The sequence below is a fragment of the Gordonia tangerina genome (assembly GCF_021556435.1).
Lineage (GTDB): Bacteria > Actinomycetota > Actinomycetes > Mycobacteriales > Mycobacteriaceae > Gordonia > Gordonia tangerina.
Genome location: NZ_JAKGCU010000009.1, coordinates 122,476 through 149,042, shown reverse-complemented (window position 1 = coordinate 149,042; position 26,567 = coordinate 122,476). Strand labels below are relative to the sequence as shown.

General features: G+C 66.9%; 18 protein-coding genes and 1 riboswitch. Of the genes, 8 read left to right on the top strand and 10 right to left on the bottom strand.

The genetic code is table 11. The annotated features are described in order from the left end of the window. Positions 1 to 5: 5 nt before the first annotated feature. Positions 6 to 1,748, top strand: a complete 1,743-nt coding sequence (locus L1892_RS12325; RefSeq protein ID WP_235723876.1) for a glycerol-3-phosphate dehydrogenase/oxidase — start codon at positions 6 to 8, stop codon at positions 1,746 to 1,748. A 104-nt stretch (positions 1,749 to 1,852) separates the two neighbouring features. After that, the gene (locus L1892_RS12320) at positions 1,853 to 2,275 is read left to right on the top strand and encodes a pyridoxamine 5'-phosphate oxidase family protein (RefSeq protein WP_235723902.1); all 423 of its coding nucleotides are present in this window, start codon (positions 1,853 to 1,855) and stop codon (positions 2,273 to 2,275) included. Positions 2,276 to 2,373: 98 nt separating this feature from the next. On the opposite strand, the gene L1892_RS12315 is transcribed toward L1892_RS12320, so the two are convergent. After that, positions 2,374 to 3,171, bottom strand: a complete 798-nt coding sequence (locus tag L1892_RS12315) for a DNA-formamidopyrimidine glycosylase family protein (RefSeq protein ID WP_235723875.1) — start codon at positions 3,169 to 3,171, stop codon at positions 2,374 to 2,376. Continuing rightward, the gene (locus L1892_RS12310) at positions 3,164 to 7,801 is read right to left on the bottom strand and encodes an ATP-dependent helicase (RefSeq protein WP_235723874.1); all 4,638 of its coding nucleotides are present in this window, start codon (positions 7,799 to 7,801) and stop codon (positions 3,164 to 3,166) included. Before L1892_RS12310 ends, L1892_RS12315 begins: the two co-directional genes overlap by 8 nt. A gap of 37 nt (positions 7,802 to 7,838) precedes the next feature. Next, positions 7,839 to 7,978: riboswitch (cobalamin riboswitch) on the top strand. 32 nt (positions 7,979 to 8,010) lie between these two features. Here L1892_RS12310 and L1892_RS12305 point away from each other — a divergent pair. The 4 genes from L1892_RS12305 to L1892_RS12290 all read left to right on the top strand — a co-directional run bounded on the left by L1892_RS12305 (position 8,011) and on the right by L1892_RS12290 (position 10,969). Then, complete coding sequence (locus tag L1892_RS12305; protein ID WP_235723873.1) at positions 8,011 to 8,247, top strand: CbtB domain-containing protein; 237 nt, start codon at positions 8,011 to 8,013, stop codon at positions 8,245 to 8,247. A gap of 26 nt (positions 8,248 to 8,273) precedes the next feature. Beyond that, complete coding sequence (locus tag L1892_RS12300; protein WP_235723872.1) at positions 8,274 to 9,095, top strand: CbtA family protein; 822 nt, start codon at positions 8,274 to 8,276, stop codon at positions 9,093 to 9,095. Between the two features lie 2 nt (positions 9,096 to 9,097). Then, positions 9,098 to 9,586, top strand: a complete 489-nt coding sequence (locus L1892_RS12295; RefSeq protein ID WP_235723871.1) for a histidine phosphatase family protein — start codon at positions 9,098 to 9,100, stop codon at positions 9,584 to 9,586. A 156-nt stretch (positions 9,587 to 9,742) separates the two neighbouring features. Then, positions 9,743 to 10,969: an acyl-CoA dehydrogenase family protein gene (locus L1892_RS12290; protein WP_235723870.1), complete on the top strand. Its 1,227-nt coding sequence runs from the start codon at positions 9,743 to 9,745 to the stop codon at positions 10,967 to 10,969. On the opposite strand, the gene L1892_RS12285 is transcribed toward L1892_RS12290, so the two are convergent. The 5 genes from L1892_RS12285 to L1892_RS12265 form a co-directional block, all read right to left on the bottom strand. After that, positions 10,970 to 12,247 carry an Nramp family divalent metal transporter gene (locus L1892_RS12285; RefSeq protein WP_308191706.1) on the bottom strand — a complete coding sequence of 426 codons (1,278 nt, stop codon included), beginning with the start codon at positions 12,245 to 12,247 and terminating at the stop codon, positions 10,970 to 10,972. It lies immediately after the preceding gene. After that, the gene (locus tag L1892_RS12280) at positions 12,225 to 14,996 is read right to left on the bottom strand and encodes a molybdopterin-dependent oxidoreductase (protein ID WP_235723869.1); all 2,772 of its coding nucleotides are present in this window, start codon (positions 14,994 to 14,996) and stop codon (positions 12,225 to 12,227) included. The genes L1892_RS12285 and L1892_RS12280 overlap by 23 nt, the downstream gene beginning before the upstream one ends. Continuing rightward, a complete protein-coding gene (locus L1892_RS12275; RefSeq protein ID WP_235723868.1) occupies positions 14,993 to 15,811 on the bottom strand; it encodes an FAD binding domain-containing protein in 819 nt (272 codons plus the stop codon). The genes L1892_RS12280 and L1892_RS12275 overlap by 4 nt, the downstream gene beginning before the upstream one ends. Beyond that, a complete protein-coding gene (locus tag L1892_RS12270) occupies positions 15,811 to 17,169 on the bottom strand; it encodes an 8-oxoguanine deaminase (protein WP_235723900.1) in 1,359 nt (452 codons plus the stop codon). Before L1892_RS12270 ends, L1892_RS12275 begins: the two co-directional genes overlap by 1 nt. 91 nt (positions 17,170 to 17,260) lie before the next feature. Then, positions 17,261 to 18,712, bottom strand: a complete 1,452-nt coding sequence (locus L1892_RS12265) for an MFS transporter (RefSeq protein WP_235723867.1) — start codon at positions 18,710 to 18,712, stop codon at positions 17,261 to 17,263. A gap of 416 nt (positions 18,713 to 19,128) precedes the next feature. On the opposite strand from L1892_RS12265, the gene L1892_RS12260 reads away from it, so the two are divergent. Then, complete coding sequence (locus tag L1892_RS12260) at positions 19,129 to 22,518, top strand: pyruvate carboxylase (RefSeq protein WP_235723866.1); 3,390 nt, start codon at positions 19,129 to 19,131, stop codon at positions 22,516 to 22,518. Between the two features lie 86 nt (positions 22,519 to 22,604). Here L1892_RS12260 and L1892_RS12255 read toward each other — a convergent pair whose 3' ends face one another. From L1892_RS12255 to L1892_RS12245, 3 genes are all read right to left on the bottom strand, one after another. Then, positions 22,605 to 23,084 carry a nucleoside/nucleotide kinase family protein gene (locus L1892_RS12255; RefSeq protein WP_308191705.1) on the bottom strand — a complete coding sequence of 160 codons (480 nt, stop codon included), beginning with the start codon at positions 23,082 to 23,084 and terminating at the stop codon, positions 22,605 to 22,607. 98 nt (positions 23,085 to 23,182) lie between these two features. Beyond that, positions 23,183 to 24,796, bottom strand: a complete 1,614-nt coding sequence (locus L1892_RS12250) for a 4-hydroxyphenylacetate 3-hydroxylase family protein (RefSeq protein ID WP_235723865.1) — start codon at positions 24,794 to 24,796, stop codon at positions 23,183 to 23,185. Positions 24,797 to 24,846: 50 nt separating this feature from the next. Continuing rightward, positions 24,847 to 25,413, bottom strand: coding sequence for a flavin reductase family protein (locus tag L1892_RS12245; RefSeq protein WP_235723864.1), 567 nt, complete (start codon positions 25,411 to 25,413; stop codon positions 24,847 to 24,849). A gap of 120 nt (positions 25,414 to 25,533) precedes the next feature. Between L1892_RS12245 and L1892_RS12240 the strand changes: the two genes are divergently transcribed. Continuing rightward, complete coding sequence (locus L1892_RS12240) at positions 25,534 to 26,478, top strand: AraC family transcriptional regulator (protein WP_235723863.1); 945 nt, start codon at positions 25,534 to 25,536, stop codon at positions 26,476 to 26,478. The last annotated feature ends 89 nt before the right edge of the window (positions 26,479 to 26,567 follow it).

The following is a 26,567-nucleotide window of genomic DNA, read 5'->3' as shown; positions in this document are numbered from 1 at the left end:
CAAGCATGAACACCGAGTTCAACCCGGACCGGCCGGCCGATATGGGTCCGCTTTACCGTGCGGAAGCGTGGCGGCGCCTGGGCAGTGAACAGTTCGACATCGTGGTCATCGGAGGCGGAGTCGTCGGTGTGGGAGCCGCGCTCGACGCGGCGACGCGCGGCTTGCGCGTCGCGCTGGTGGAGGCCCGTGACATCGCGTCGGGGACGTCGAGTCGGTCGTCGAAGATGTTCCACGGGGGTCTGCGATACCTCGAACAGCTCGAGTTCGGGCTGGTCCGTGAGGCGTTGCGCGAACGCGAATTGTCGCTGCGTCTGCTGGCCCCGCATCTGGTGAAGCCGCTGCCGTTCCTCTACCCCCTCACCCAGCGCGTCTGGGAGCGACCGTATGTGGCGGCTGGATTGTTCCTGTACGACCGCATGGGTGGAGCAAAATCTGTTCCGGGACAGCATCATGTCACCCGGTCCGGCGCACTTCGCGTGGCTCCTGCGCTGAAACGGAGTTCGTTGATCGGTGGCATCCGATACCACGACACGGTTGTCGACGACGCAAGGCACAGTCTGACCGTTGCCCGCACGGCGGCCAACTACGGTGCGGTCATCCGCACGTCCACCCAGGTGGTCGGTTTCCTGCGCGAGTCCGACCGGGTTCTCGGTGTGCGCGTTCGGGATTCGGAGACCGGCGACGTCACCGAGATCCGCGGTCACTGTGTGATCAACGCGGCCGGGGTGTGGACCGACGAGGTCCAGGCGCTGTCCAAACAGCGCGGCCACTTCCGGGTACGTGCGTCCAAGGGTGTGCACATCGTGGTGCCTCGAGACCGGATCGTCAGCGAGACCGCGATCATCTTGCGCACCGCGAACTCGGTGTTGTTCGTGATCCCGTGGGAGACGCACTGGATCATCGGCACGACCGACACCGACTGGAATCTCGACCTCGCGCATCCGGCTGCCACCCGCGCCGACATCGATTACATCCTCGAGCGGGTGAACGAGGTGCTGGTGACCAAGCTCACCCACAATGACATCGAAGGCGTCTACGCGGGGTTGCGCCCGCTGTTGGCAGGGGAGGACGACGAGACCTCGAAGCTGTCCCGTGAGCACGCGGTGGCGACGGTGGCGCCCGGGTTGGTGTCGATCGCGGGCGGCAAGTACACCACCTATCGGGTGATGGCCGCCGACGCCGTGGACGCCTGTACCGATTTCATCCCCACCCGGGTGGCACCGTCGATCACCGAGCGGGTGCCGCTGCTCGGAGCCGACGGATACTTCGCGCTCATCAACCAGTGCGAGCATCTCGGCCAGCGATTCGGGTTGCATCCCTACCGAATTCGTCGTCTGCTCAACCGGTACGGATCGTTGATCGATGACGTCCTCTACTACGCCGACGACGATCCGTCACTGCTGCGCCCGCTCGCCGCGGCACCGCAGTACCTGCGCGTGGAAGTGGTCTATGCGGCGATAGACGAGGCCGCACTGCATCTCGAGGACGTGCTCGCGCGCAGGACGCGCATCGCGATCGAGTACCCGCACCGCGGCGTCGACTGCGCGCGGGAGGTGGCGGAGTTACTCGCGCCCATACTCGGCTGGACCGAGGAACACACGGCGTTCGAGGTGGCCACCTATATCGCCCGCGTGGAGGCGGAGGTCGCGTCGCAGCGCCAGCCCGATGACGATTCCGCCGATGCGCTGCGTGCGGCGGCCCCGGAGGCTCGCCCCGAGATCCTGGAGCCCGTTCCGGTTCCTGAGTGACCCGCGCGGATGGTCGTGGTGCCCATCACAGGAAGATGGGGACCTTCGACTCTGCCGAACACGTTCCGGTGGACGGAGAATGGTGTATGGCAGAAGGACAGGACATGGTCGACAACGCGGTTGAGGAACTCACCACCGACGAGGCGTGGGAACTGCTCGGGTCCACCGAGTTGGGCCGCATCGGCCTCAGCGTCGGCGGTCACCCGGACATCTTCCCGGTCAATTACATTGCCGGAGAAGGTCGGATCACCTTCCGGACCGGCGAGGGTACCAAGCTCTCCGAGATCGCGGTCAACGAGAACGTCGCCTTCGAGGCGGACGACCACGATGACCAGCGCGGCTGGAGCGTCGTCGCGAAAGGTACCGCACGCGTGCTGGTTTCGACTCATGACATCGCTGCCGCCGACGAATTGTCACTGCGTCCGTGGATTCCCACGATGAAGTACAACTACGTCGAGATCGCGGTCACCGAGATCTCCGGGCGGCGGTATCTGTTCGGTCCTGAGCCGGAACGGTACCCGGTCTAGCTGTTTGCGAACAGCGCCATCGGGGGCGGGTATCGCCTCGCCTCAGGCTGCCGTCGCGAAACACTTTCTGTCGGACGGTGAACGGTGTCTGGCAAGCGTCATGACTGACACTGTCGGCAAAAGTAGATCACGCGATCCTCGCCGATCGAGCCGAGCTGGTCTCGCTCGATCGGCGAACCACATCTGCGACACAGTTGGCCGCGCCGACCGTAGACCCACATGCGTGCATTGGGCGCGGTCTGGCCGGTCGTGCTCCGGGCCGTCCGCAGCCGGTTGGCCCACAACACCCGGCGGGCCAGGTCGACCATGGCCGTGACGTCGACTTCGCGCACCGGTCGGGTGGGCAGCACCCTGCGAAGGAAGCACAGCTCGCTTCGATAGACGTTGCCGATGCCCGCGACGAGCCGCTGGTCGAGCAGCGCGGTTCCGATCGGCTCATCGGCGCGGGCCTCGATGCGGCGGATGGCCTCGGTGGGCTCCCACTCGGCGCTCAGCAAGTCCGGTCCCAGGTAGGCAAGGTCCTGATCGGGGGTCTCGGTGAGCTCCAGGATGCCGAGGTCGAAACCGACGGCTTCGTGCGTCGCGGTACGTAACACGACCCGTGCCTGGTACCCGGGACGACGCCATTTGGTGCCGATGGGGTGGACATGCCAGGCGCCCTCCATCTTCAGGTGCGAATGCAGACTGACCCTGGCGAGCCCCGAGTCGTCGTCATCGGATCCGCCGACATCGATGAGGAGATGTTTGCCCACCGATCGGACCGAGGTGACCGTTCGGCCGGTCAGGTCGGCGGTGGCCAGCGACGGTATCCGGAACTGTGTCCGCGTCAGCCGTTGACCGTCGAGCGCCGCCCGCAGTCGTGCGGCGGCGGCGAAGACGGTGTCGCCCTCAGGCATGCCTGCCGTAGCGCATGCGAACACCGCGCGGTGTGGTGGCGAATCCGGCCTCGATCAGGATTCGGCCGAAATCCGAGGTCAGCACGGGCTCGGAGTCGACCTGATCGATCATGAGCCGAGCCACGCGGCCCGAGCGGACGATCTCGGCGAGAGCGCCGGCGGCGGTCTGCAGAGCGGGAAGCGATTCGGTGAACGTCAGCAGGGTCTTGCCGCCTCGTTCGACGTACACGACGAGTTCGCCGCCCACCATGACCACCATGGCGCCTGGTTTGCGACCCGGGCGGTGTCGGCCGTCCTCGGCGCGGGTCGTCGGCCAACCCAAAGCGGCGCCAAACGGATTGGCCGGATCTGTGGCCGCCAGCACGATCGCCGGTGGGGTGCGCCGATCGTCGAGGGCGTGGCGACGCAATTCGTCGATGGTTGCGGTCGAAGCGAACTGCGCACCACCCAGGCCGTCGACGAAGTAGCCGCGCCGGACCTGACCGTTGTCCTCGAACACGGTGAGGGCCTTGTAGATCCGGTAGAACCCGCCGACAATGTCTTCGTTGGTGACACTTCCGCGCGTGATGACCCCATAGCGCGCGAGCAGCTGATCGCACAGCGCCTGCGTGGCCACCGTCGGGTCGGTGGTGATACGGTCGGGAACCACCCAGCGGCCACCGGCGGTGGGCGGGACACTCTGGCCGGCACCGTGTTCGGTGAGATAGCGGGTGGACAGCCGCTGCGCCCGAAGTCGCGGCGCGCGTCCACGGGCCCGGTGGGCCGGTGCCGATCGCGGCGACGACGAGGTGCGCCGCGGTGCCAACATCGCGCGCACCGGAGCGAACGAGTCATTGCTCACCTGACCTGCCCACACCAGATCCCAGAGGGCGGCCTCGATGTCGGCGGCGGACACGGTGCCGTCGGAGGACACCGACTCGGCGAGCTTGCCGAACCGTAGCGCGCCGCCGGGGGCCAGTGCGGCGGTGAGTCGGTCGTGCACTCCGGTGGTGTCGATCTCGTCGGCGGGAGCCAACGTGAGCGGTGCGACATCCACCGCATGCAGGGCGATCCAGCCGTCCGACCCACCGATACGGCCGTGCCCGGACCAGATCACCTCGCCGGAGCTGAGCAATTCGTCGAGCATCGCCGGACTGTAGTCGGTGACGCGGGCGGGTAGGACCACCGATTCCCACGCCGAGGCGGGCAGCGGGTAGCCGGCCAACTGGTCGATCACCGTCGCCACCCCGTCGACGCCGCGGAGTTGTTCCTCAGGGGTGACATGCTGCCAGGACGCGGTGAAGCGGGTGAGGGTCTCGTGGTCGACCGGCGCGACCTCGGCGCGGCTCGCCGCCAGAGAACCGCGACGGATCTGACCGAGCACATCGGCATGGCACCACTGGGTCGCGTGCGGTGCGCCGGTCCGGGTTTCCGTGCCCTGCTCTGTCTCCTGGGCCTCAGGGAGAAAATCCCCCTCGATGACCCGACGGTCGGCGGCCAGCCGGACGAGAGTGTCGCGGACGACCCCGACCGCCATGCCCAGTGCATCGGCGGCCTCGGTGACGGTGAACGGGCCGTGCGTCCGTGCATATCGGCTCACCAGATCCCCCACCGGATCACCCACCGGTTGCAGGAAGGCCGCCGGAATGCCCAGCGGGGCCGGAACGCCGAGACCGTCACGCAATCGGGCGGTGTCGTCGATCGACGCCCACAGCGCTCGGCCACGATGGGTGATCGAGATGATCTGGCCGGATCGGTGCAACTCGGTCAGCTGATCGATCGCGGGTGTTTCGCCGCGATAGCGTGCATCGACGTCAGCGGTGTCGAGAGGACCGAGCCAGCGCAACAGGTCGACGATGTCCTCGGCATCTCGGGCCTGACGCTCGGCAACGGTGCGCTGCAGGCGTGCGGTCACCTCGGCGATCACGCCGGGATCGAGCAGCTCGCGCAAGTCGACGCGGCCGAGCAGTTGCGCGAGCAGGCTGGTGTCCAACGAGAGCGCGGCGGCCCGGCGTTCGGCCAGCGGTGCGTCGTCGGCGTAGAGGAACGCCCCGATGTAGCCGAACAGCATCGATGCGGCGAACGGGGAGGGGCTTGCGGTCTCGGTCTCGACGACTCGGACCCGCCGCTGGCGGATTCGGGTGAGCAGGTCGGTGAGCGCAGGAAGGTCGTAGACGTCCTGCAGACACTCTCGCACCGTCTCCAGGATGATCGGGAAGTCGGGGAATTGTGAAGCGACGGAGAGCAATTGTGCGCTGCGCTGACGCTGCTGCCAGAGTGGGGCGCGACGGCCGGGGTCGCGTTTGGGTAGCAACAGGGCACGCGCTGCACATTCGCGGAATCGGGAGGCGAACATCGACGAGTCGGCGAGAGCGTCGGTGACCCACTGCTCGATCTCATCGGGATCGAGGACGAAGACCGACGCGCCCGGCGGGTCGTCGTCGGTGTCGGGCAGCCGCACGATGATGCCGTCGTCGGAGGCCGTGGTGGCGCCTTCGAGGCCGAGTGTCTGCAACAATCGTGCCGAGATCGCACTGGCCCACGGTGCGTGCACGCGCAATCCGTAGGGCGAGTGCAGAATCAGGCGCCAATCGCCGAGTTCGTCGCGGAAACGTTCCACCACCAATGTGCGGTCGGTGGGCAGGTGGCCGGTGGCCTCCTGCTGTTCGGCGACGAGGGCGGCGAGGTTCTGTCGGGCATTGTCGGTGAGCCCGAGCCGGTGCGCGTGTTCGGCCAATGTGTCGGGATCGGCCACCGCCCCGGTGAACTTGCCGATCGCCGCACCGAGTTCGGCGGGGCGACCGATCGTGTCGCCGATCCAGAACGGCAACCGGCCGGGCTGGCCGTAGGCCGGTGACACCAGCACCCGGTCGTGGGTGATGTCCTCGATGCGCCAACTCGTGGCACCGAGCGCGAAGACATCCCCGACGCGCGACTCGTAGACCATCTCCTCATCGAGTTCGCCGACGCGGGTCGACTTCTCGCCGACCATGAACACGCCGAACAGGCCGCGATCGGGGATCGACCCGCCGGAGGTGACCGCCAATCGCTGCGCCCCGCGGCGTCCGACGAGTGTCCCGGCATCCCGGTCCCAGGTGACGCGGGGCCGTAGTTCGGCGAACTCGTCGGAGGGAAATCGTCCGGAGATCAGGTCGAGGGTCGCCTCGTACACCTGGCGGCCGAGCTCGCGGTAGGGCGCGGCGCGGCGGACGAGGTCGTACCACTCGTCCACGTCGAGGTCGTCGACCGCGGCGGCCGCGATGGTCTGCTGGGCGAGGATATCGAGGGGATTCTGCGGTACCCGTAGTGCCTCGATGGCGCCGTCGAGCATCCGTTCCACGGTCACCGTGCAATGGATCAGGTCGGTCCGGTGCTTGGGGTAGAGCACCCCCTGCGAGATCTCACCCACCTGATGGCCCGCGCGGCCGATGCGCTGGAGTCCGCCGGCCACCGACGGCGGGGCTTCGACCTGCACCACGAGGTCCACCGCGCCCATGTCGATGCCGAGTTCCAGCGAGCTGGTCGCCACCACGCACGGCAGGCGTCCGGCCTTGAGGTCGTCCTCGATCTCGGCGCGCTGTTCCTTGCTGACCGAACCGTGATGCGCGCGGGCCAGGATCGGGGCGGCGCCACCGCTGGCGCCGCTGGCCATGATGTACGCGGGAGCACCGCCGGCGACGGTGGGGTTGGCGGACGGATTCGGCGCATTTCCGGTGCGCTCGGCGTGGATCTCGTTGAGGCGGGCGGTGAGCCGCTCGGCCAGTCGCCGCGAATTGGCGAACACGATGGTCGCGCGGTTCTTCTCGATGAGGTCCACGATGGACGACTCCACGTAGGGCCACAGCGACCCGGCGGTGGGGGAGAACGCGTCGTCGAGGTCTTCGCCGGCAGGTGTGTCCGGTGGTGGCGGGATGTTGGCCATGTCCTCGACGGGCACGTCGACCCGCAGATCGAAGGTCTTGGCCGCCTTGGGACGGACCACCGTGCACGGAGCGCTGCCGCTGAGGAACTCCGCCACGACCTCGGGTGGACGGACCGTCGCCGACAGTCCGATGCGCTGCGCCGGCTGGTCGAGCAGTTCGTCGAGCCGCTCGAGGGAGAGCGCGAGATGGGTACCGCGCTTGGTGGCTGCGACGGCGTGCACCTCGTCGACGATCACCACCTCGACGTCGGTGAGTGTCTCGCGGGCGGCCGAGGTGAGCATCAGAAAGAGCGATTCGGGGGTGGTGATCAGGATGTCCGGCGGAGTTTTGACCAGGGCCCGGCGCTCGGCGGCGGGGGTGTCGCCCGAGCGCACCCCGACGGTGATCGCCGGTTCGGGCTCACCGAGTTCCTGCGCCGCCCGGGTGATGCCGGTCAGTGGCGCGCGCAGATTGCGTTCGACATCGACCGCGAGCGCCTTGAGTGGGGAGATGTAGACGACACGTGTCCCGCGCTTCCGGTCGGGTCGGGCGGCGAGGCGATCCAGCGCCCACAGGAATGCCGACAGTGTCTTGCCGGAGCCGGTTGGCGCGATGACCAGGGTGTTGTTGCCGTCGGCGATAGAGGCCCACGCGCCGGTCTGCGCCGCGGTCGGTTCCTCGAACGCGCCGTCGAACCACCGCCGGGTGGGGGCGGTGAAGCGGTCGAGTACGGACGTCTTGCGGGGCACTCTGCCATCATCCACCACACGTCCGACAACGCCGGTAGTACAGTCATCACACACCAGTGCGCGGGGAATCCGGTGAGAGTCCGGAGCGGTCGCGCCGCTGTGATCCCGTCGCAGTACGGCCACCGAGGCCATCGGCGGCGGGAGAGCCAGAATGCCGCCTGGTGTGTGTTCGCCAACGGATGGGACGCGCAATCCCAGAAAGGACCACCATGACCGCCTCCACGCACTCATCATCGGCCCGCGCAGTGGCCGCGCCGAGCCTTGCGGTACCCAATGTCTCCGCGGCCAGCGCGGCGCTGTGGCTCAGCCTCACCGTGCTGCTCGCCGGGCTGGCCTATTACTTCCTCGGGTACGACCAGGGCGCGGTGAGCGTCTTCGGTTCCGACACCCACGTGCACGAATTCGTGCACGACGCCAGGCACTTCCTCGGTTTCCCCTGCCACTGATCACCACTGGCAGGAGACAACCGAACATGGAGAAGAAATTCATCGGCGCAGGCCTGCTCTCGGGCCTGGTCGCCGGCATCGTCGCGTTCATCTTCGCGCGGCTGTTCATCGAACCCCTGGTGGTCGAGGCGATCGACTACGAAGAGGGACGCTCCCACGCCGAGGAAATGCTCGCCGGTGAGCACGGTGGCCACGAGCACGGCGAGATCTTCTCGCGCTCGATCCAGGAGAACGTCGGAGCCGGGATCGGAACCATTGTGTTCGCGGTCTGCATGGGCGCGTTCTTCGCGGTCGCGTTCACCGTGCTGTGGGCCTACCTCGGCCGTCGTCACCCGGCCACGGACCCGCGGTTGGCCGCCGTGGCGCTGGGCGCGATCGGGTTCGTCGCGGTGTTCGCCGTGCCGTTCTTCGCCTATCCGGCCAACCCGCCGGCGGTGGGCGACGACGACACGATCGGTGCGCGCAGCGCGGCATTCCTGACGATCACCATTTTGTCGGTGGTGTTCGCAGTTGTCGCGGTGGTCCTGGCGTTGTGGCTGCGGCCACGGCTCGGCGGGCTCGTCGCGGGCGTGCTCGGGGCTCTCGCGTATCTCGTCGCGGTCTCTGTCACGATCATGCTGCTCCCGGAGTTCCACGAGGTGCCCGGCCCGCTGTCCGACGCCACCGGGCAGATCGCGTTCCCCGGTTTCCCGGGTGATGTCATCGGCGACTACCGGGTGTATGCGATTGCCAATCAACTGATCATGTGGACCGTGTTGACCGTCGTCTTCGCGCTGCTCCTCGGACGTCTCATGCGATCGGGTTCCGACGAATCCCCCGACGCCCACGTCGCTCAGGTCGACGCCTGACGATGCTGATCGTCACCGCCGGCCGCACCGGCCCCAACAGATCGGTGCGGTTCGGCGGTGATGCATCTCTGGACGATCGTGGACGACGCGACGTGGCCGGACTCCGCGCGGAGGTCACCGCGACCATTGGCGCCGGCCGTGTTGCCGGTGGTCCCGAGCGTGCGGTGGTCGAGTCGTCTGACGTGTTGCAGATCCAACCCGTGACGACACCAGCTCTCCGGTCCCTTGATGTCGGTCGGTGGACGGGGCGGATGCCGACCGAGATCACCCCGGATGACTTGGCCGCCTGGTTCACCGATCCGGTCGCCCGCCCGCATGGTGGGGAGAGCGTCGCACGGTTCGTGGAGCGGATCCACCGGTGGTATGTCACCGATGGCGCTGATACCGACTTGTGCGTCGTCTCGATGCCGGTTGCACAGGCACTGCTGTGTACCGACCCCGAGGAGTTCTTCGGCGTCGAGATCCGACCGGCGACGATCTATCACCGCTGACAACTCTCGCCTCGGACGGCCGGGACAGCGGACCCAAGACACGAATTTCGGAATCCGTACCTTTACAACCCGGGTGACGCCTGACACAGTAACCTGGCAGGAAAGTGGAACATGTTCAGCCCGTACTGGCGGGCGCGGCGGTGGGGAGTTGTGACGATGTTCGAGTGGTCCGAAGAAGACCTGATGGTGCGGGATGCGTTGCGCGCGTTCATCGACAAGGAGATCAAGCCGCACATCGACGAACTCGAGACCGGTGTTCTGCCGCCGTATGACATCACTCGCAAGCTGCTGGCGACCTTCGGTGTCGACGCCATGGCCAAGGACGCGCTGGAGAAGGAGCTCGCGGCAGAGGCGGCCGGTGAGAAGCCGTCGGGCGGCGGTGGCGGCGGTGGCATGTCCGGGTCGATGTTCATGATCGTCAACATCGAGCTGGCCGGGGTGTGCCTCGGACTGGTCGGTTCGATGGGCGTCAGTATGGGGCTGACCGCCTCGACGATCCGCGGCAAGGGAACACTGGCGCAGAAGAAGCGGTGGCTGCCCGAACTCGTCACGATGGAGAAGGTGGGCGCGTGGGCGATCACCGAACCCGATTCCGGGTCGGATGCGCTGGGCGGCATGAAGACCACGGTTCGCCGCGACGGTGACGACTACCTGCTCAACGGGCAGAAGACGTTCATCACCAACGGTCCCTACGCCGACACCATCGTCGTGTTCGCCAAACTCGACGACGGCAGCGACACCCCGATGCGCGATCGCAAAGTGCTCTCGTTCGTCCTCGACAAGGGCATGCCCGGTCTCACCCAGGGCAAGCCGTTCAAGAAGATGGGTATGACGAGTTCGCCGACCGGTGAACTGTTTTTCGACAATGTGCGCTTGGGTAAGGATCGTCTGCTCGGCGAAACCGAGGACACCGGCGCCGACACCCGCGGCGGTGAGGGCGCCAAGGCAGGATTCACCGCCGAGCGCGTCGGCATCGCCGCGCTCTCGTTGGGCATCATCAACGAGGCGCAACGTCTGTCCATCGACTACGCCAAGACCCGCAAGCTCTGGGGCCAGGAGATCGGCCAGTTCCAGCTCATTCAGCTCAAGCTCGCCGAGATGGAGGTGGCCCGGATCAACGTGCAGAACATGCTGTTCAGCGCGATCGAACGCGGTCAGGCCGGCAAGCCACTGAGCCTCGCCGAGGCCTCGGCGATGAAGCTGTACTCCTCGAAGGCGGCGACCGACGTCGCGATGGAGGCCGTACAGCTGTTCGGCGGCAACGGCTACATGGCCGAGTACCGGGTCGAGCAGCTCGCGCGCGATGCGAAGTCGCTGATGATCTACGCGGGCAGCAACGAGATCCAGGTGACGCATGTGGCCAAGGGGTTGCTGAGGGGCTGATCAGGCACCCGTCACCACCAAACCGATCAACGTCAGGTTGAGGAGCACGATCAGCACCGACGCGATGCCCGCGGTCAGCCGCAGGGGCCATCCGTCGGCGAACTCGCCCATCAACGACCGGTCAGCGGTGAACCGGCCCAGCGGGATCACCGCGAACGGGATGCCGAAACTCAGCACCACCTGACTGATGACCAGCGCCCAGGTGGGGTCGACGCCGAGAGCCAGCACCACCAGGGCCGGGATGACCGTGATCACCCGCCGGATGAACAGTGGGATGTCTCTGTGCAGTAGGCCGCCCATGATCGCCGCGCCGGCAGACGATCCGACGGAGGTCGACGCCAGTCCACTGGCCAGTAAGCCGATGGCGAAGACGGTTGCCATCGGAGATCCGAGGGCGTCGGCGACCGCGTCGTAGGCGCCCTCGATGGTGTCGGTACCTTCCTTGCCGCGCAGGTTCTGTGCGGCCAGCAACAGCAGTGCGACGTTGACCGCGCCGGCGACGATCAGTGCCACCACGACATCCCAGCGCGTGACCCGCACCAGTTGTCGTTGGCGCGTCGCCGACCGGGTGACCCCGTGTCGGTCGATGACCATCGCCGAGTGCACGTAGATGGCGTGTGGCATCACGGTCGCACCCAACATACCGGCTGCCAGCAGCACGGTCTCCGGTCCGTCCAGCCGCGGGACGAGCCCACCGAGTACCTCGTTTGCCGGCGGTGGATCGACCACCAGTCCGGCCAGGAAACCGATCACAATGATTGCCAACAGGCCGAGTATCACCTTCTCGAATGTGCGTTCCTGCCGCGGATTCTGTAGGAGCAGCACGGTCAACGAGACCGCGCCCACGATCACCCCGCCCAGCACCAGCGGCAGATCGAACAACAGCTGGAGGGCGACGGCGCCACCGAGCACCTCGGCCAGGTCGGTGGCGATGGCCACCACTTCTGCCTGAACCCAGAACGCCAGTCGCGGACGGGTGCTCAGACGGTCACCCAGCAGCCCGGGCAGGCTCTTGCCGGTGACGATGCCGAGCTTTGCCGACTGATACTGGATCAGCATGGCAATCACGTTCGCCAGCACCAGAACCCAGACCAGCAGGAAACCGTAGCGGGCGCCCGCGGTGATGTTGGCCGCGACGTTGCCGGGATCGACGTAGGCGATCGCGGCGACGAACGCCGGCCCGAACAACGCGAGGTTGCCGACGATGTTCTTGCGGGTTCTCGACACCCGTCTACGCGTGGTGCCGTCCTCGCCGCTACGCGTGCCGACCAGTGCCACCCACCTCACGGTCGATCAGGCGCCACACCCGGTCGCGTGACATCGGCTGTTCGAAGGGCCGCACACCGATCGCACGTCGGATCGCATTGGCCATAGCCGGGGCAACCGGGTTGTACGGGGACTCGCTCATCGACTTCGCCCCGAACGGACCCAACTCGTCGGACGTCTCGGCGAAGTACACCTCGGTGACCGGCACATCGGCCATCTGCGGCACCCGATAGGTGCGGAACACACCCGTCAGCGGGACCCCGTCGGCGAGCATGATCTCCTCGTAGAGCGTCGATCCGATGGCTTGGGCCACGCCGCCCTCGACCTGCCCGCGACACTGTTGCGGGTTCATCACCGTACCGGCGTCGGCCGACTGGATCGACTGCAGGATGCGCACCACCCCGGTCCGGACGTCGACCGCGACCCGAAAAGCCTGAACGTTGAAGGCAATCGACCGTACGTCCCCGGTCTCCTCGCCGTCGGCGGTCACCTGGTCCGCGGCCGGATCGAGGACATCGATCATCTCGTCGAACGAGACCATCCGGTCACCCACCAGCGCGCCGTCGGAGGTGAGCACCACGCGGTCGGGTTCGGCGTCGGCCACGGTGGCGGCAGCGCCGATCAGGTTCTCCCGCAGACTGGTACACGCCCGGTGCAGTGCTTTGCCGGCCACCGTCGTGCCGGCGGAGGCGAAAGCTCCGGTGTCGTAGTCGGCGGCGTCGGTGTCGCCGTGTCGCAACCGAATCCGCTCGGGGACGGTCTGCAGGGTGGCGGCCACGATCTGGGTGTGCACCGTGGTGGTGCCGTTGCCGAATTCGGCCGTCCCGATGCCGACGTGATAGTCGCCGTGCCGGTCGACGGCCACCTGCACTCGGGAGATGTGCCCGCGTGGGGCCATGGTGGCGATAGCCGCGAGCGCCATTCCCTCACCTACCCGCCAGTGCGGACCGGACGGCGGCTCGACGCCGTTGCCGCGATCGAGTGCCGCCTGCGCCAGGTCGAGGCACTGGTCGAGGCCATAGCTGCCGTAGACGAGATCGGGTTCGGGCTCGGCGTGGGCGGCCAGCAGCGGGTCGCCGTCGCGGACTGCATTGATTCGTCGGATGTCGAACGGGTCGATGCCGAGTTCGATGGCCAGCTCGTCGAGCGCGGACTCGATCGCGAAGATGACCTGCCCCAGACCGTAACCGCGGAAGGCGCCGGACGGCGGATTGTTCGTGTAGACGACCTCCGCGTCGACCCGTTTGATCGGACAGTTGTACACCGAGATCGACTCGGCGCAGGCGTGGAACATCACGCCGATCGCGTGGTTGCCGTAGGCGCCGGTGTCCGACAGCACGTCGATCTTCAGTGCGGTCAACACGCCGTCGGTGTCGGCGCCGAGATCCACGGCGACCCGGAACGGATGGCGATAGGTGGTGCGCGTCATCTCGTCGCTGCGGCTCATCTCATAGGCACACGGACGGCCCGTCCGTAGCACCGCCAACGCCACCAGGTCCTCGGTCAGCAGTTCCTGTTTGCCGCCGAATCCGCCGCCGACGCGGGCGCTGAAGACGCGGATCCGCTCCGGCGCGAGATCGAGGATGTGCGCGAGTTCGTCGCGGACCAGGAACGGCACCTGGGTGCTGGTCCGGATGACCAGCCGACCGTCGTCGTCGAGCCAACCGATGCTGCCGTGTGTCTCGAGCTGAGCGTGGGAGACCCGGGCGGTGGACCAGGTCCCCGAGACCGTGACCGCCGAATCGGCCAGCGCCGCATCGATGTCCCCTCCGAAACCGTGGTGGAAGTCGGCGATCACGTTGCGATCGGCGTGATTGACCCGATCCAGCGCGGTGCGGTCCGGGTGGATGGCCGGGGCGCCCGGTCGACGCGCTTCGCCGGGGTCGAAGACCGCCGGCAGGATCTCGTAGGAGACCTCGATGAGTCGGCAGGCCCGCTCGGCCGCGGCTGCGGTCTCGGCCACGACCGCCGCGACCCGTTGACCGACGAACCGGACGACGGGGTCCAACATCATCGTGTCGTCGGGGTCGTCCTCGCGATGCTCGTGACGAGCGGTGGAAAACCTTGTCTGCGGGACATTGTCATGGGTCAGTATCAGCGTGACACCGTCCACCCGCTCGGCGGCGGTGGTGTCGATGGACACGATGCGCGCATGCGCGTGCGGTGACCCCAGCACACGCAGATGGGTGAGGCCCTCGACGGTGACGTCGAACGTGTACGGTTCGGTGCCGGTGACCACGCGACGGGCCGCCGGTGGCGATACCGACCGGCCGATGCACGCCTCAGCCGCCTCTGGGGACGGGTCGGTGGGGTTCCGGAGATCATCGGCCGGGGCCACGGCCGCGGTGATCGCGTCGCGGATCGAACGGTAACCGGTACAGCGACAGATGTTTCCCTTCATCTTCCGGGGCAGATCATCGAGATCGGCGGCCTCGAGTGTGGACGCGGTGACGATCATGCCGGCGGTGCAGAATCCACACTGGAAACCGAAATTGTCGACGAACGACTGCTGCACTGGATGGAGGTCGTCCGGGGTACCGAGCCCGGTGACGGTCGTCACCGTGTGTCCCTCGACGCGTTGCGCCGGGTAGATGCACGAGTGCACCGGGGTGTCGTCGACCAGCACCGAACACGCGCCGCAGTCGCCGGCATCGCAGCCCTTCTTCACCTCGAAGTGGGCGTTGTCGCGCAGGAGCGTGCGCAGGCACTGGCCCGGACGCGGAGTGGCGTCGTGCATGTCGCCGTTGACGGAGAACTTCATGCCGTCACCCCACCGGCGAGTTCGGCGCGGATCTCTTCGGCGAGCACTGCCGAGGTGGCGCGTCGCCAATCCGCCGATCCGAGAGGGTCGGTGTAGAAGTCGTCGGCAGCCACGACCCGGTCGTGGAGTTCGTCGATGGTGGGGATCGCGTCGAAACGCATCACATGTGGGCGCAGGGTGGCGGCGGTGACGACCAGGATCAGTGTGCCGTCCTCGTCGCGACGGCCGGTCACCACCGCACCCGACCGGCCGAGTTCGGCCAGCGCGATCTTGCGGAACGCGGTGACCGATTGCATCGAGGTGCCGGGTATGTCGATGGCGCGCAGTATCTCTGCGTCGCCGAGTGAGTTTGTGCCGTTGCCGGTGATCAACTCCGCCACCGGGGTGCGACGTTCGCTGCCGTCGGGGCACCAGATGACGGCCGTGGCATCGAGGCCCGCTGCCAGCGAGACCATCGAGGCCGCGGCGAACGACCGACAGATGTTGCCGCCGACGGTCGCGACATTCCAGATCTTGAACGAGGCCAGGAGCGCGTTGGCGCACTCGGAGAACAGTGGTTGCGCACGCCAGGCCGATCGAGCGGGCAACCTGGTGATCTCGACGATGGGGCAGGTGGCGCCGATCCGCAGCCCGTCATCGGGAAGATCCTCGAATGCCGGCCAACCCATGGTGGTGAGGTCCACGATGCCGTCGGCGTCGACCTGCGGTTCGGAGAAGAACCAGGTGCCGCCGGCCACCACGCGCTCGCCCGGGCCGAGCCGCAGATCCTCGCGGGTACGGGCGTAGCGGTAGCGGTCGATGGTGTTGAGGTCCATCACCCGGCCTTCTCGATCAGTCGGCGATGTTCGCGCACCACGTCGGCGGCGATGCGTTCGGCATCGACGGTCCGTAACATGTTGTGCTCGACCACCTGTCGCCCGTTCACCCAGCTCGCGGCAATCGGCGGGATCGCGCCGAGCACGAGCGCCGCGACCGGGTCGTCGATTCCACTGTGTGCCACCGACGTCAGATCCCACAGCACCAGGTCGGCGAGTTTGCCCACCTCGATCGACCCGGTGTCGGCGGCGCGGCCGAGCACCTGAGCGCCGCCGATCGTGGCCAACTCGATGGCGGTGCGCGTGGTCAGGGCGGTGGGTCCACCACGGGCACGGGCCATCAGCACCGCCTGGTGGGCTTCCTCGAGCAGCCGGCACGACTCGTTGGACGCCGCACCGTCCACGCCGAGTCCTACGGGGACACCCGCGTCGACGAGATCGCGGGTACGGCAGATCCGGTTGCCCAGCCGGGCGTTGGAAGTGGGGCAGTGGGCCACTCCGGTGGACGTTGCGGCGAGCCGGCCGATCTCGTCGTCGTCGAACTCGATGCCGTGGGCGAACCACACGTCGTGGCCCACCCAGCCGACCGACTCCATGTATTGCAGTGGGGTGGAGCCGAAGTGCTGCTGGCAGTAGGTGTTCTCGTCCAGCGATTCGGCCAGATGGGTGTGCATGCGTACGTCGAGTTCGCGTGCCAGCGTTGCGGATTCACGCAGGAGATCAGTGGTGACGGAGAACGGTGAACACGGTGCCAGGGCGATGCGCAGCATCGAGTCGTCGGCGGGGTCGTGCCAGCGCGACACCGCGTCCGAACTGGCCGTAAGGATTTCGTCGATGCTCTGCACCACCGAGTCCGGCGGTAGACCGCCGTCCTTTTCCGAGAGGTCCATCGAGCCGCGGGTCGGGTGGAAACGCAGCCCGACTGTGGTTGCGGCGTCGATCTCGGCACCCAGTAGATCGCCGCCCTCGGCCGGGAAGACGTAGTGGTGGTCGGTGGTGGTGGTGCAGCCGGACAGTGCCAGTTGGGCGAGACCACCGAGGGCGGCGGTGCGCACCGCCGCCTCGTCGATGCCGGCCCAGATCGGGTACAGCGTGGTGAGCCATTGGAACAGCGTGTGGTCGGCGGCGAGACCGCGGGTGACCCACTGGTATAGGTGGTGGTGGGTGTTGACCAGCCCGGGGGTGAGCACGCACCCGCGCCCGTCCACCCTGATCGCGTCGGCGGGCAGCTGCGCCGGCGGAGCGCCGACGGAGACGATCCGCGTCCCCTCGATAACCACGCAGGCGTCGGCGAGTTCTCGGCGCTGCGGGTCCACGGTCACCACGAAGGCGTTGTCGATCACGGTCACCGACGGCACGGAATCTGCATCGGATGACGACCCATTGGAGGACACCCGCGTCACGCTACGACGATCGCGTTACGAATTCGTTTCGGTGGTCGGTCACTGGTCAGACGTCCTGCACTGAGATCGGCCTCCGGGGTGGAATCGCGAGCGCCAGCACGATGGCGAGCACGCACGCGCCCAGCGAGATCGCCGACGCCCACAGGTACCCCGATTCGGTGGGTACACCGACTCCGGTGCCATCGGCGGCGGGCACCGAGATCATCGACCATGTGAGGATCATGCCCACGACCGCCGCTGACGTGGATGTGCCGACCACCCGCATCAGCGCGTTGACGCCGTTGGCCTCGCCGGTCTGTTCCACGCGCACCGAACTCATGATCAGCGCCGGCATCGCGGAATAGGCAACGCCCAGGCCGGCACCGATGAGGCAGGCGACGCCGAGCATGACGCCCCAATTCATCGCCCACGGGCCGGTCAGCGCCACGATGAACACCACGTAGCCGGCGGCGATGACGGCGCCGCCGGTGGCCAGCGACACCCGTGGGCCGAATGCTGCGGTCAGTCGGGCGGAGACGTGGGAGAAGATGAACATCAGGATTCCGCTGGGGGCCAGTACGAGGCTGGCGGTGAACATGTCCAGACCCAGTCCATTGGGGCCGGTCGTCGGTGCCATCAGGAGTTGGATCGGGATCAGCTGCATCGAGTAGAAGGCGAATCCGGTGGCGACCGATGCGATGTTGGTCAACATCACCGGCCGTTCGGTCGCGACATCGAGAGCGATGAGCGGGTTGGCGCCGCGCCGCTCCACGAACCACCAGACCACGGCCACCACGACGAACGCCGCGAACATGCCGATGGTCAGCGGCGCCGACCATCCCCACTCCGATCCCTTCGAGAGGGGGAGCAGCAGGAAGACCAGCATCGCGGCCAGGCCGAGGGCGCCGAGCAGGTCGAAGCGGCCGCCGGTGCGCGACAGGCTCTCCGGAACGGTGAGCGCGATCCCGGCGGCGCCGAGTAGCGCGGCGGCCGCGCACGCCCAGAACAGTGCGTGCCAGCTGACGTGCTGGGCGATCGCGGCCGCGAAGGGCAGGCCGAGGGCGCCGCCGATCCCCAGCGATGCGCTCATCGTGCCCACCGACGACCCGAGATGCCGCGGCGGGACGATGTCGCGCATGACGCTGATGCCCAGGGCGATCGTGCCGAACCCGAGGCCCTGCAGTGCGCGACCGACCAGGAACGGGGGCAATGACGCCGACAGTGCGCACACGGCCGAACCGGTGGCCACACAGCCCATGCTTGCCACCAGCATCAGACGTTTGCCGTACATGTCTCCCAGGCGTCCGCCGATCGGCGTGATTACCGCACCGGCCAGCAGGGTGATGGTCAGCGCCCAGGTCGTGTCACCGGGATCGGCATTCAGCAGTGTCGGCAGCTGCGGGATCAGTGGCACGATGATCGTCTGCATCAGGGCGACGACGATGCCCGCGGCGCACAGGATCGTGACAGCAAGGCGCGGGTGGCGGTCGGGTACGAGCGCGCCAGAGTCCTCGTCCACCGGCCTCTTGATCGCACTCAATGCCCACACACCTCCGAGCGTCCACGCTATCGAGTGGGTGCTTGGTCCGGATCGGCGGACCCACCGAAGGTGGGTCCATATTTCGTTCGGTCGTCGCTTCCAGTGTCGTCGGAACCGATGTTGCGCCACCTTCCCAGCGGTCTGCGTGAATGCGGCAACCGGGCTGCCATACCGAGCGATTGCTCGGTGATGTTTCCGGAAACGCACAGGTCAACGGCATGATTGTGAGAACGCGGCGTCTCAGGCGTAGTCTTGAGCGTTTGCCTCGGGCGCCGTCGGCCGTAGAACACGCGCGCAGTACTCTGAGACACCCAGCGTGGATTGAATGCGGTACCGGTGCGCCCCCGACATTGTCGTCGCGAGAGCGCTCCGTCGCACTGACGAGAGAGAGACGCGTGTTCGAGAAAGTCCTGGTGGCCAACCGCGGAGAAATCGCCATCCGCGCCTTCCGAGCGTCGTATGAGCTCGGCGCCCGTACGGTGGCGATCTTCCCGTATGAGGACCGGAATTCGGTGCATCGGCTCAAGGCCGATGAGTCGTATCAGATCGGTACTCCGGGTCATCCGGTGCGCGCGTATCTGTCGGTCGATGAGGTGATCGCGGCGGCCGAGCGGTGTGGCGCGGATGCGATCTATCCGGGTTACGGGTTCTTGTCGGAGAATCAGGGTTTGGCCCAGGCGTGTGCGGATGCGGGGATCACGTTCGTGGGTCCGTCGGCGGATGTGTTGGAGCTGACGGGTAACAAGGCGACGGCGGTGGCTGCGGCGAAGGCGGCGGGGTTGCCGGTGTTAGCGTCGTCGGAGCCGTCGGCCGATGTGGCGGAGTTGCTCGCGGCTGCCGAGTCGATGCAGTTCCCGGTGTTCGTCAAGGCGGTGGCCGGTGGTGGTGGCCGGGGTATGCGTCGGGTGGAGAAGATCGCGGATCTGGCCGATGCGATCGCGGCGGCCTCGCGGGAGGCGGAGGCGGCATTCGGGGATCCGACGGTGTTCCTGGAGCAGGCGGTGGTCAATCCGCGCCATATCGAGGTGCAGATCCTGGCCGATACCCACGGCAATGTGATCCATCTGTTCGAGCGGGATTGTTCGGTGCAGCGTCGTCATCAGAAGGTGATCGAGTTGGCGCCGGCGCCGAACCTGTCACCGGAGTTGCGCGAGAAGATCTGCTCGGACGCGGTCGCGTTCGCCCGCCACATCGGCTACACGTGCGCCGGGACGGTCGAGTTTCTGCTCGACGAAAACGGTCAGCATGTGTTCATCGAGATGAATCCGCGCATCCAGGTCGAGCACACGGTGACCGAGGAGATCACCGATGTGGACCTGGTGGGCTCACAGCTGCGCATCGCGTCGGGTGAATCGCTGGACGATCTCGGATTGTCGCAGGACACTCTGGCGATTCGGGGTGCGGCGATGCAGTGCCGGATCACCACCGAGGACCCGGCCAACGGGTTCCGGCCCGACGTCGGACGCATCACCGCCTACCGCAGTCCGGGTGGTGCCGGGGTGCGTCTGGACGGCGGTGCGGTGCTCGGTGCCGAGGTGACCGGCCACTTCGACTCGATGCTGGTGAAACTCACGTGTCGCGGCCGGGATTTCGCGACCGCGGCGCGCCGTGCGCGGCGTGCGGTGGCCGAGTTCCGGATTCGTGGAGTGGCCACCAACATCCCGTTCCTGCAGGCGGTGCTCGATGATGTCGACTTCCGCGAGGGCCGGGTGACGACGTCGTTCATCGAGGATCGTCCGTGGCTGCTGACCTCGCGCAGCTCGGCCGACCGCGGCACCAAGATCCTGTCGTACCTGGCCGATGTGACGGTCAACAAGCCGCACGGCGAACGTCCGACGAAGGTGTATCCGCGTGACAAGCTGCCCACGCTGGATCGCGCCACCCTCGCCTCACCGCCGGACGGTTCGCGTCAGCGGTTGTTGGAGTTGGGGCCGGCCGGGTTTGCCGCGGATCTACGGGATTCGAAACGACTTGCCGTCACCGACACCACTTTCCGGGACGCTCATCAATCGTTGCTGGCCACCCGGGTCCGTACGACCGGGTTGATGGCGGTGGCGCCCTATGTGGCGGCGATGACCCCCCAGTTGTTGTCGCTGGAATGCTGGGGTGGGGCCACCTACGACGTGGCGTTGCGGTTCCTGAAGGAAGACCCGTGGGATCGGTTGGCGCAGTTGCGTGAAGCGGTACCCAACATCTGTTTGCAGATGTTGCTGCGGGGCGCCAACACCGTCGGCTACACCCCGTACCCGACCAAGGTGACCACCGCGTTCGTCGCCGAGGCCACCGCAACCGGTATCGACATCTTCCGGATCTTCGACGCGCTCAACAACATCGAGCAGATGCGTCCGGCCATCGACGCGGTACGCGAGACCGGCACGGCGGTCGCCGAGGTCGCCATGTCCTACACCGGTGACCTGGCCAACCCGAACGAGGACCTCTACACCCTCGACTACTACCTGCGGTTGGCCGAACAGATCGTCGATGCCGGCGCGCACGTGTTGGCGATCAAGGACATGGCCGGGCTGTTGCGGGCGCCGGCGGCGACGAAGCTGGTGTCGGCATTGCGCAGCAACTTCGATCTGCCGGTGCATGTGCACACTCACGACACCCCCGGCGGGCAGCTCGCCACCTATCTGGCGGCGTGGGAGGCCGGGGCGTCGGCCGTGGACGGCGCCAGTGCGGCGTTGGCCGGTACCACCAGCCAGCCGGCGTTGTCGGCGATCGTGGCCGCCGCTGCTCATTCCGAGCGTGACACCGGCCTCGATCTGCAGGCCGTCTGCGACCTCGAGCCGTACTGGGAGGCGCTACGCAAGGTGTACGCGCCGTTCGAGTCCGGACTGCCCGCGCCGACCGGACGGGTCTACACCCACGAGATCCCCGGTGGGCAGTTGTCGAACCTGCGACAGCAGGCCATCGCCCTCGGACTGGGCAACCGGTTCGAGGCCGTTGAAGAGGCCTACGCCGCCGCCGACCGCATGCTGGGTCGAGTGATCAAGGTGACCCCGTCGTCGAAGGTCGTCGGCGATCTCGCGTTGGCGTTGGTCGGCCGCGGCATCACCGCCGACGAGTTCGCCGCCAACCCGCAGGGCTACGACATCCCCGACTCGGTGATCGGTTTCCTGCGTGGCGAACTCGGCGATCCCGCTGGCGGCTGGCCCGAACCGCTACGCTCACTGGCGTTGGAGGGCCGCGCCGAGGCGGCGGCCACCGCCGAGTTGTCCGACGACGATTCGCAGGCGCTCGACACCCCCGGCCAGAAACGCCAGCACACTCTCAACCGGTTGCTGTTCCCCGGCCCCACCAAGGAATTCGACGACCACCAGGAGACCTACGGCGACACCTCCCGGCTGTCGGCGAACCAGTTCTTCTACGGGCTGCGTTACGGCGAGGAACACCGCGTCGAGCTCGAACCCGGTGTCGACTTGCTGATCGGGCTCGAAGCGATCAGCGAACCCGACGAGAAGGGCATGCGCACCGTCATGTGCATCCTCAACGGACAACTACGTCCGGTGCAGGTGCGTGACCGTTCCGTCGATGCCGAGGTCGCCGCGGCCGAGAAGGCCGATCGCGGCAATCCGCACCACATCGGCGCACCGTTCGCCGGAGTCGTGTCGCTGAGTGTGGACGTCGGCGACGAGGTCGCCGCCGGCGCTGCCATCGGCACCATCGAGGCGATGAAGATGGAGGCCACCATCACTGCGCCCGTCGGCGGCAAGGTCGTCCGCGTCGCCATCGGCCAGGTCACCCAGGTCACCCCGGGCGATCTGCTCGTCGAAATCGGGTAGCGGGGTCACGCCCGCGACAGTTCCCCATGTGAATCGGTATCCACATGGGGAACTGTCAACTGCGGGGGTGATTTCCGGCGTATCTGTCAGTCCTCCGTGTGGTTGGCTTGGCCGTCCACGACGAGATCTGCACGGTGCCTGCTCGCGGCGACCAGCCGGGCGTTGGGTTCGTCGACGGAGTCGACCCACGCGGCGGCATCGGCAAGGCCCTTGCCGGCGGCGCGGTGGCGACGTAGTAGCCGTTCGCGTCGGAGGGGACCCGGCGCGTCGACGTAGTAGAGGCGGCGTAGCAGCGGACGCACCGCGGACCATGGCGGGTTGTCGAGAGCAAGGTAGTTGCCCTCCACGACAATCACTCGGGCAGTGGGTACGACGACGAGCCGCGCGGCGATCGGTTCGCCCATGACATGGTCGAAGTCGGGGCAGTACACCGGTCGGTCGCCGCACGCGGTGATCCGTTCGAGCAGCGTGACGAAGCCGTCGGCATCGAAGGTATCCGGTGCGCCTTTGCGGTCGCCGCGGCCGATGTCGGTGAGCACGCGGTCGGATAGATGAAACCCGTCCATCGGGACGTATGCGACCGTGTCGGGGGCGGACAGCGCGAGCCGTCCCGGTTCCCGCGGGCCGTCGACGGTCCGCGGGAGCCGAGACGACCCGCGCGAGGCTAGCTCGACCGCCCGAACCAGCTGACGTCGTCGTTGCCGATGAGGTCGGGGACCGTCCAGCCGTCCAGGTCGTACTCGGACAGGCACTGTTCGGCGAGACCCTTCATGGATTCCACACCACCACGGTTCTGCGCGGCGAACAGCAACTCTGCCTTCACATTCTCGTGGTTGCCCGAGTAGTTGCGTTCGTAGAGTTCGTGCCGGCCGCCGAATTCGGAACCGATCGAATCCCACAGTGCCTTCATCACCTTCACCCGATCGACCGCGGTGATGCCGTTGGAACCGCGGACGTACTTGTCGAGGTACGGGCGCACGTCGGGGCTCTTGAAGTCGGCGGCGCTCGACGGCAGATAGATCAGGCCCGATGCGACGTCCTGCTCGATGATCTCCTTGATACGCGGGTAGCCCTGCATCATGAACATCCGGTAGGTGAGGCCGTATTCGAGGCGCGGGATCACGGTGTCGCCGATCCACGGTTCGGGGTTGTGGGCCATCGCGTCGGTGAGCGTCCAGAACAGGTTGCGCCAGCCGATCACCTCACCGACCCGGGTCTGCACGCCGCGAAAGCCGCCGGAACCGGTGGCGTCGAGTGCCTTCATCAGCAACCCGGCGATGAAGTCGAGTTTCACCGCGAGACGGGTGCAGCCCTGGAAGGTGAAGCGCGGCAGGAAGCCGGACTGTGGGAAGAAGGCGTTGATGCGCTCGACGTCGCCGTACATGAAGACGTTCTCCCAGGGCACGAGCACCTTGTCGAAGACGAAGATGGTGTCGTTCTCGTCCATCCGGCTCGACAGCGGGTAGTCGTACGGGCTGCCCATGACCGCGGCCTGTTCGGTGTAGGAGGTCCGGCAGATGAGTTTGATGCCGGGTGCGTCCATCGGCACGGTGCAGATGAGCGCGAATTCCTTCTTGCGGATCGGCAGCCCGTAGTGGGCGATGAAGTTGTAGTTGGTGATGGCCGAGCCGGTGGCGACGACCTTCGCTCCCGAGACGATCAGCCCCGCGTCGGTTTCCTTCTCCACCTTCATGAACACGTCGCCGACCTCGTCGGGCGGCAACTGACGATCCACCGGCGGATTGATGATGGCGTGGTTCCAGTACAGGACCTTTTCCTGTGACTCGCGATACCAGCGTTCGGCGTTGGCCTCGAACGGTGCATAGAGATCCTTGTTGGCATGCAGGGTGCCCAGGAAGCTGGCCTTGTAGTCGGGGGAGCGTCCCATCCAGCCGTAGGTCATCCGTGCCCATTCGGCGATCGCATCACGTTCTTTGATCAGATCTGCCGAGCTCGTGGGCGCCTTGAAGAACGGCATCGTCACGCCGCCGTTGCCGGTGTCGGTGGGCGCGGTCACCTTGTCGCGGGTGGCCGGATCGTGCATCGAGTCGTAGAGGCGAGCCGTCATCCGGATCGGGTTGCGGAAGGCTGGGTGGGTGGTCACATCTTTCACGCGCTCGCCGTGTAGCCAGATCTCGCGCCCGTCCTTGAGTGACTCGATGTACTCGTCGCCAGTCATCGGCCGGGAGGCGAAATTGCGCGTCTTGTTGGCCGCACTGTCGGCTGCCGGGTTGGTGGTCGGTGCGTCGGTGTCGGGCCGCTCGTCGAGAGTGGTCATGATTGATACCTCTTTCTGATCGATCGATCGTGACTGGTTATGAAAACGGTTCAGGCGGTGCGGGTTCCGGCCAGATGAAACGGGGTGAACGTGGTGGTCGAGTCGAACCATCCCGAATGCGGATCGTCGGCGCACAACGTCCACAGTGAGTTCACGCTCGGCTCGCCGAGATCGTGAAAGGTGCTGCGGTAGTACAACAGTGGTGACTTCCCGCTCGACGATGCGTCGACGATCTCGCCGATGAAGATGATGTGGTCGCCGCCGTCGTAGCTACGCCATGGGAGGCAACTGAGGGTGGCGGCGGCGCCCTGCAGGACCGGTGCGGTCGGCCCGTCGTCCCATCGGGGTCCCGGGTCGGCCGGCCTGCCGGCGAAATGCATTGCGATGTCGAGTTGATCGGCTGCCATGATGTTCACCGCGAATGGTGCATCGGTGAGGTACCCGCAGGCCTTGGACTTGCGCGTCAGGGTGACCTGGCAGAGGCGAGGTTCGAGCGAGACGGCCGTGAATGCGGTGACGGTTGCGCCGTGCGGCTCACCGTCGGCGTTTGTGCAGGTGATCACCGTGACGCCGCTGGCGAACTGGCCGAAGATGTTCTGTAGCGCCGTGCGTTCCATGTGACTACTCCTTTCGATGATCGCTAATGTGAGGTAGAACATATTTCGACGTCGGCCCCTTGACGATCCGCTGAACGCGACAGCGATCCGGAATGCGCGGCGAGGTCGTGAGGAGTGTCGATGAGTCAGCTGCAACAGCTTTCAATACCGGGTGATCCGGATTGGGATGCAGCGTCGGATGCGGTGTCCGCAGCCTATTTCCCACACGTGCTGCGGCCCCGTGTCGCCCGCAGCACAGCGACCGAGGCCGATGTCGCGGTCACGGTGCTCGGCCCGCTGCGTATCGCGCGGATCGGATGGGGCGCGGAGGTATCGATTCACTCCGACCATCCCGGCGCCTACGGCATCAACGTCCCGCTCAACGGTGTGCTCGAGACGTCGGTCGCCGGACATTCGGTGGTGTCGACCAGCGGGTCGGCGACGGTCAATCCGCCCGACACCCCCACCGACATCACCCGCTGGTCGAGCACTTGCACGATCGTCGGCGTCAAGATCGACCGCGACTTCCTGCACCACGAGATGTGTCGGGTGACCGGGCAACCCGACACGTCCATACCCGATCAGCTCGATCTTCGTTCACCCGAAGGCGCGAGTTGGTTCCGTCTGGTGCAGTCGATCGCCGGACAGCCCGCCGACGACCCGCTACTGGCCAACCCGTTGGTCGCCGAACAACTCGCCGGATCGTTGACCGATGCGTTTCTCTTGGCGGCCGTCCCCGACGATCGGGGCGATCATCTGCTGCCTCGACCGCGGATCGTGACCCGAGTGCTCGACGCCCTGCGCGCCGACCCGGCACGGCCCTGGACGGCCGCGGACATGGCCGAGTCGGCCGGGGTGAGCGTGCGTCGCCTTCAGGAGGGCTTTCGGCAATACGTGGGGAAGACGCCGCGTGAATGTCTCACCGAGATCCGACTCGCTGCGGTTCACGACGACCTCATGCGCGGAACGTCGGCGTCGGTGACCGACGCCGCGATGAAGGCGGGTTTCACCCACACCGGACGGTTCGCCGCCGCGTTCCGACAGCGATACGGCGTCTCGCCGTCCCAACTACTCACCGACCGCTGAGCGCGCGACCGGTGGGGGAGTTCTGGACGCAGTTTCGAGTTCCGGCCAGGAGCCCGAACTGCGGCCAGAGCCTGCAGGTGCGGCCGGCA

Excerpts from the sequence above, each read along its gene's own strand:
- L1892_RS12275 (WP_235723868.1), bottom strand. The coding sequence starts at position 15,811 with ATGGACCTCAACACCATCGACCGCTACCGCTACGCCCGTACCCGCGAG.
- L1892_RS12320 (WP_235723902.1), top strand. The coding sequence starts at position 1,853 with ATGGTCGACAACGCGGTTGAGGAACTCACCACCGACGAGGCGTGGGAA.
- L1892_RS12295 (WP_235723871.1), top strand. The coding sequence starts at position 9,098 with ATGCTGATCGTCACCGCCGGCCGCACCGGCCCCAACAGATCGGTGCGG.
- L1892_RS12305 (WP_235723873.1), top strand. The coding sequence starts at position 8,011 with ATGACCGCCTCCACGCACTCATCATCGGCCCGCGCAGTGGCCGCGCCG.
- L1892_RS12245 (WP_235723864.1), bottom strand. The coding sequence starts at position 25,413 with ATGGAACGCACGGCGCTACAGAACATCTTCGGCCAGTTCGCCAGCGGC.
- L1892_RS12325 (WP_235723876.1), top strand. The coding sequence starts at position 6 with ATGAACACCGAGTTCAACCCGGACCGGCCGGCCGATATGGGTCCGCTT.
- L1892_RS12255 (WP_308191705.1), bottom strand. The coding sequence starts at position 23,084 with ATGGACGGGTTTCATCTATCCGACCGCGTGCTCACCGACATCGGCCGC.
- L1892_RS12250 (WP_235723865.1), bottom strand. The coding sequence starts at position 24,796 with ATGACCACTCTCGACGAGCGGCCCGACACCGACGCACCGACCACCAAC.
- L1892_RS12315 (WP_235723875.1), bottom strand. The coding sequence starts at position 3,171 with ATGCCTGAGGGCGACACCGTCTTCGCCGCCGCCGCACGACTGCGGGCG.
- L1892_RS12290 (WP_235723870.1), top strand. The coding sequence starts at position 9,743 with ATGTTCGAGTGGTCCGAAGAAGACCTGATGGTGCGGGATGCGTTGCGC.
- L1892_RS12240 (WP_235723863.1), top strand. The coding sequence starts at position 25,534 with ATGAGTCAGCTGCAACAGCTTTCAATACCGGGTGATCCGGATTGGGAT.
- L1892_RS12300 (WP_235723872.1), top strand. The coding sequence starts at position 8,274 with ATGGAGAAGAAATTCATCGGCGCAGGCCTGCTCTCGGGCCTGGTCGCC.
- L1892_RS12280 (WP_235723869.1), bottom strand. The coding sequence starts at position 14,996 with ATGAAGTTCTCCGTCAACGGCGACATGCACGACGCCACTCCGCGTCCG.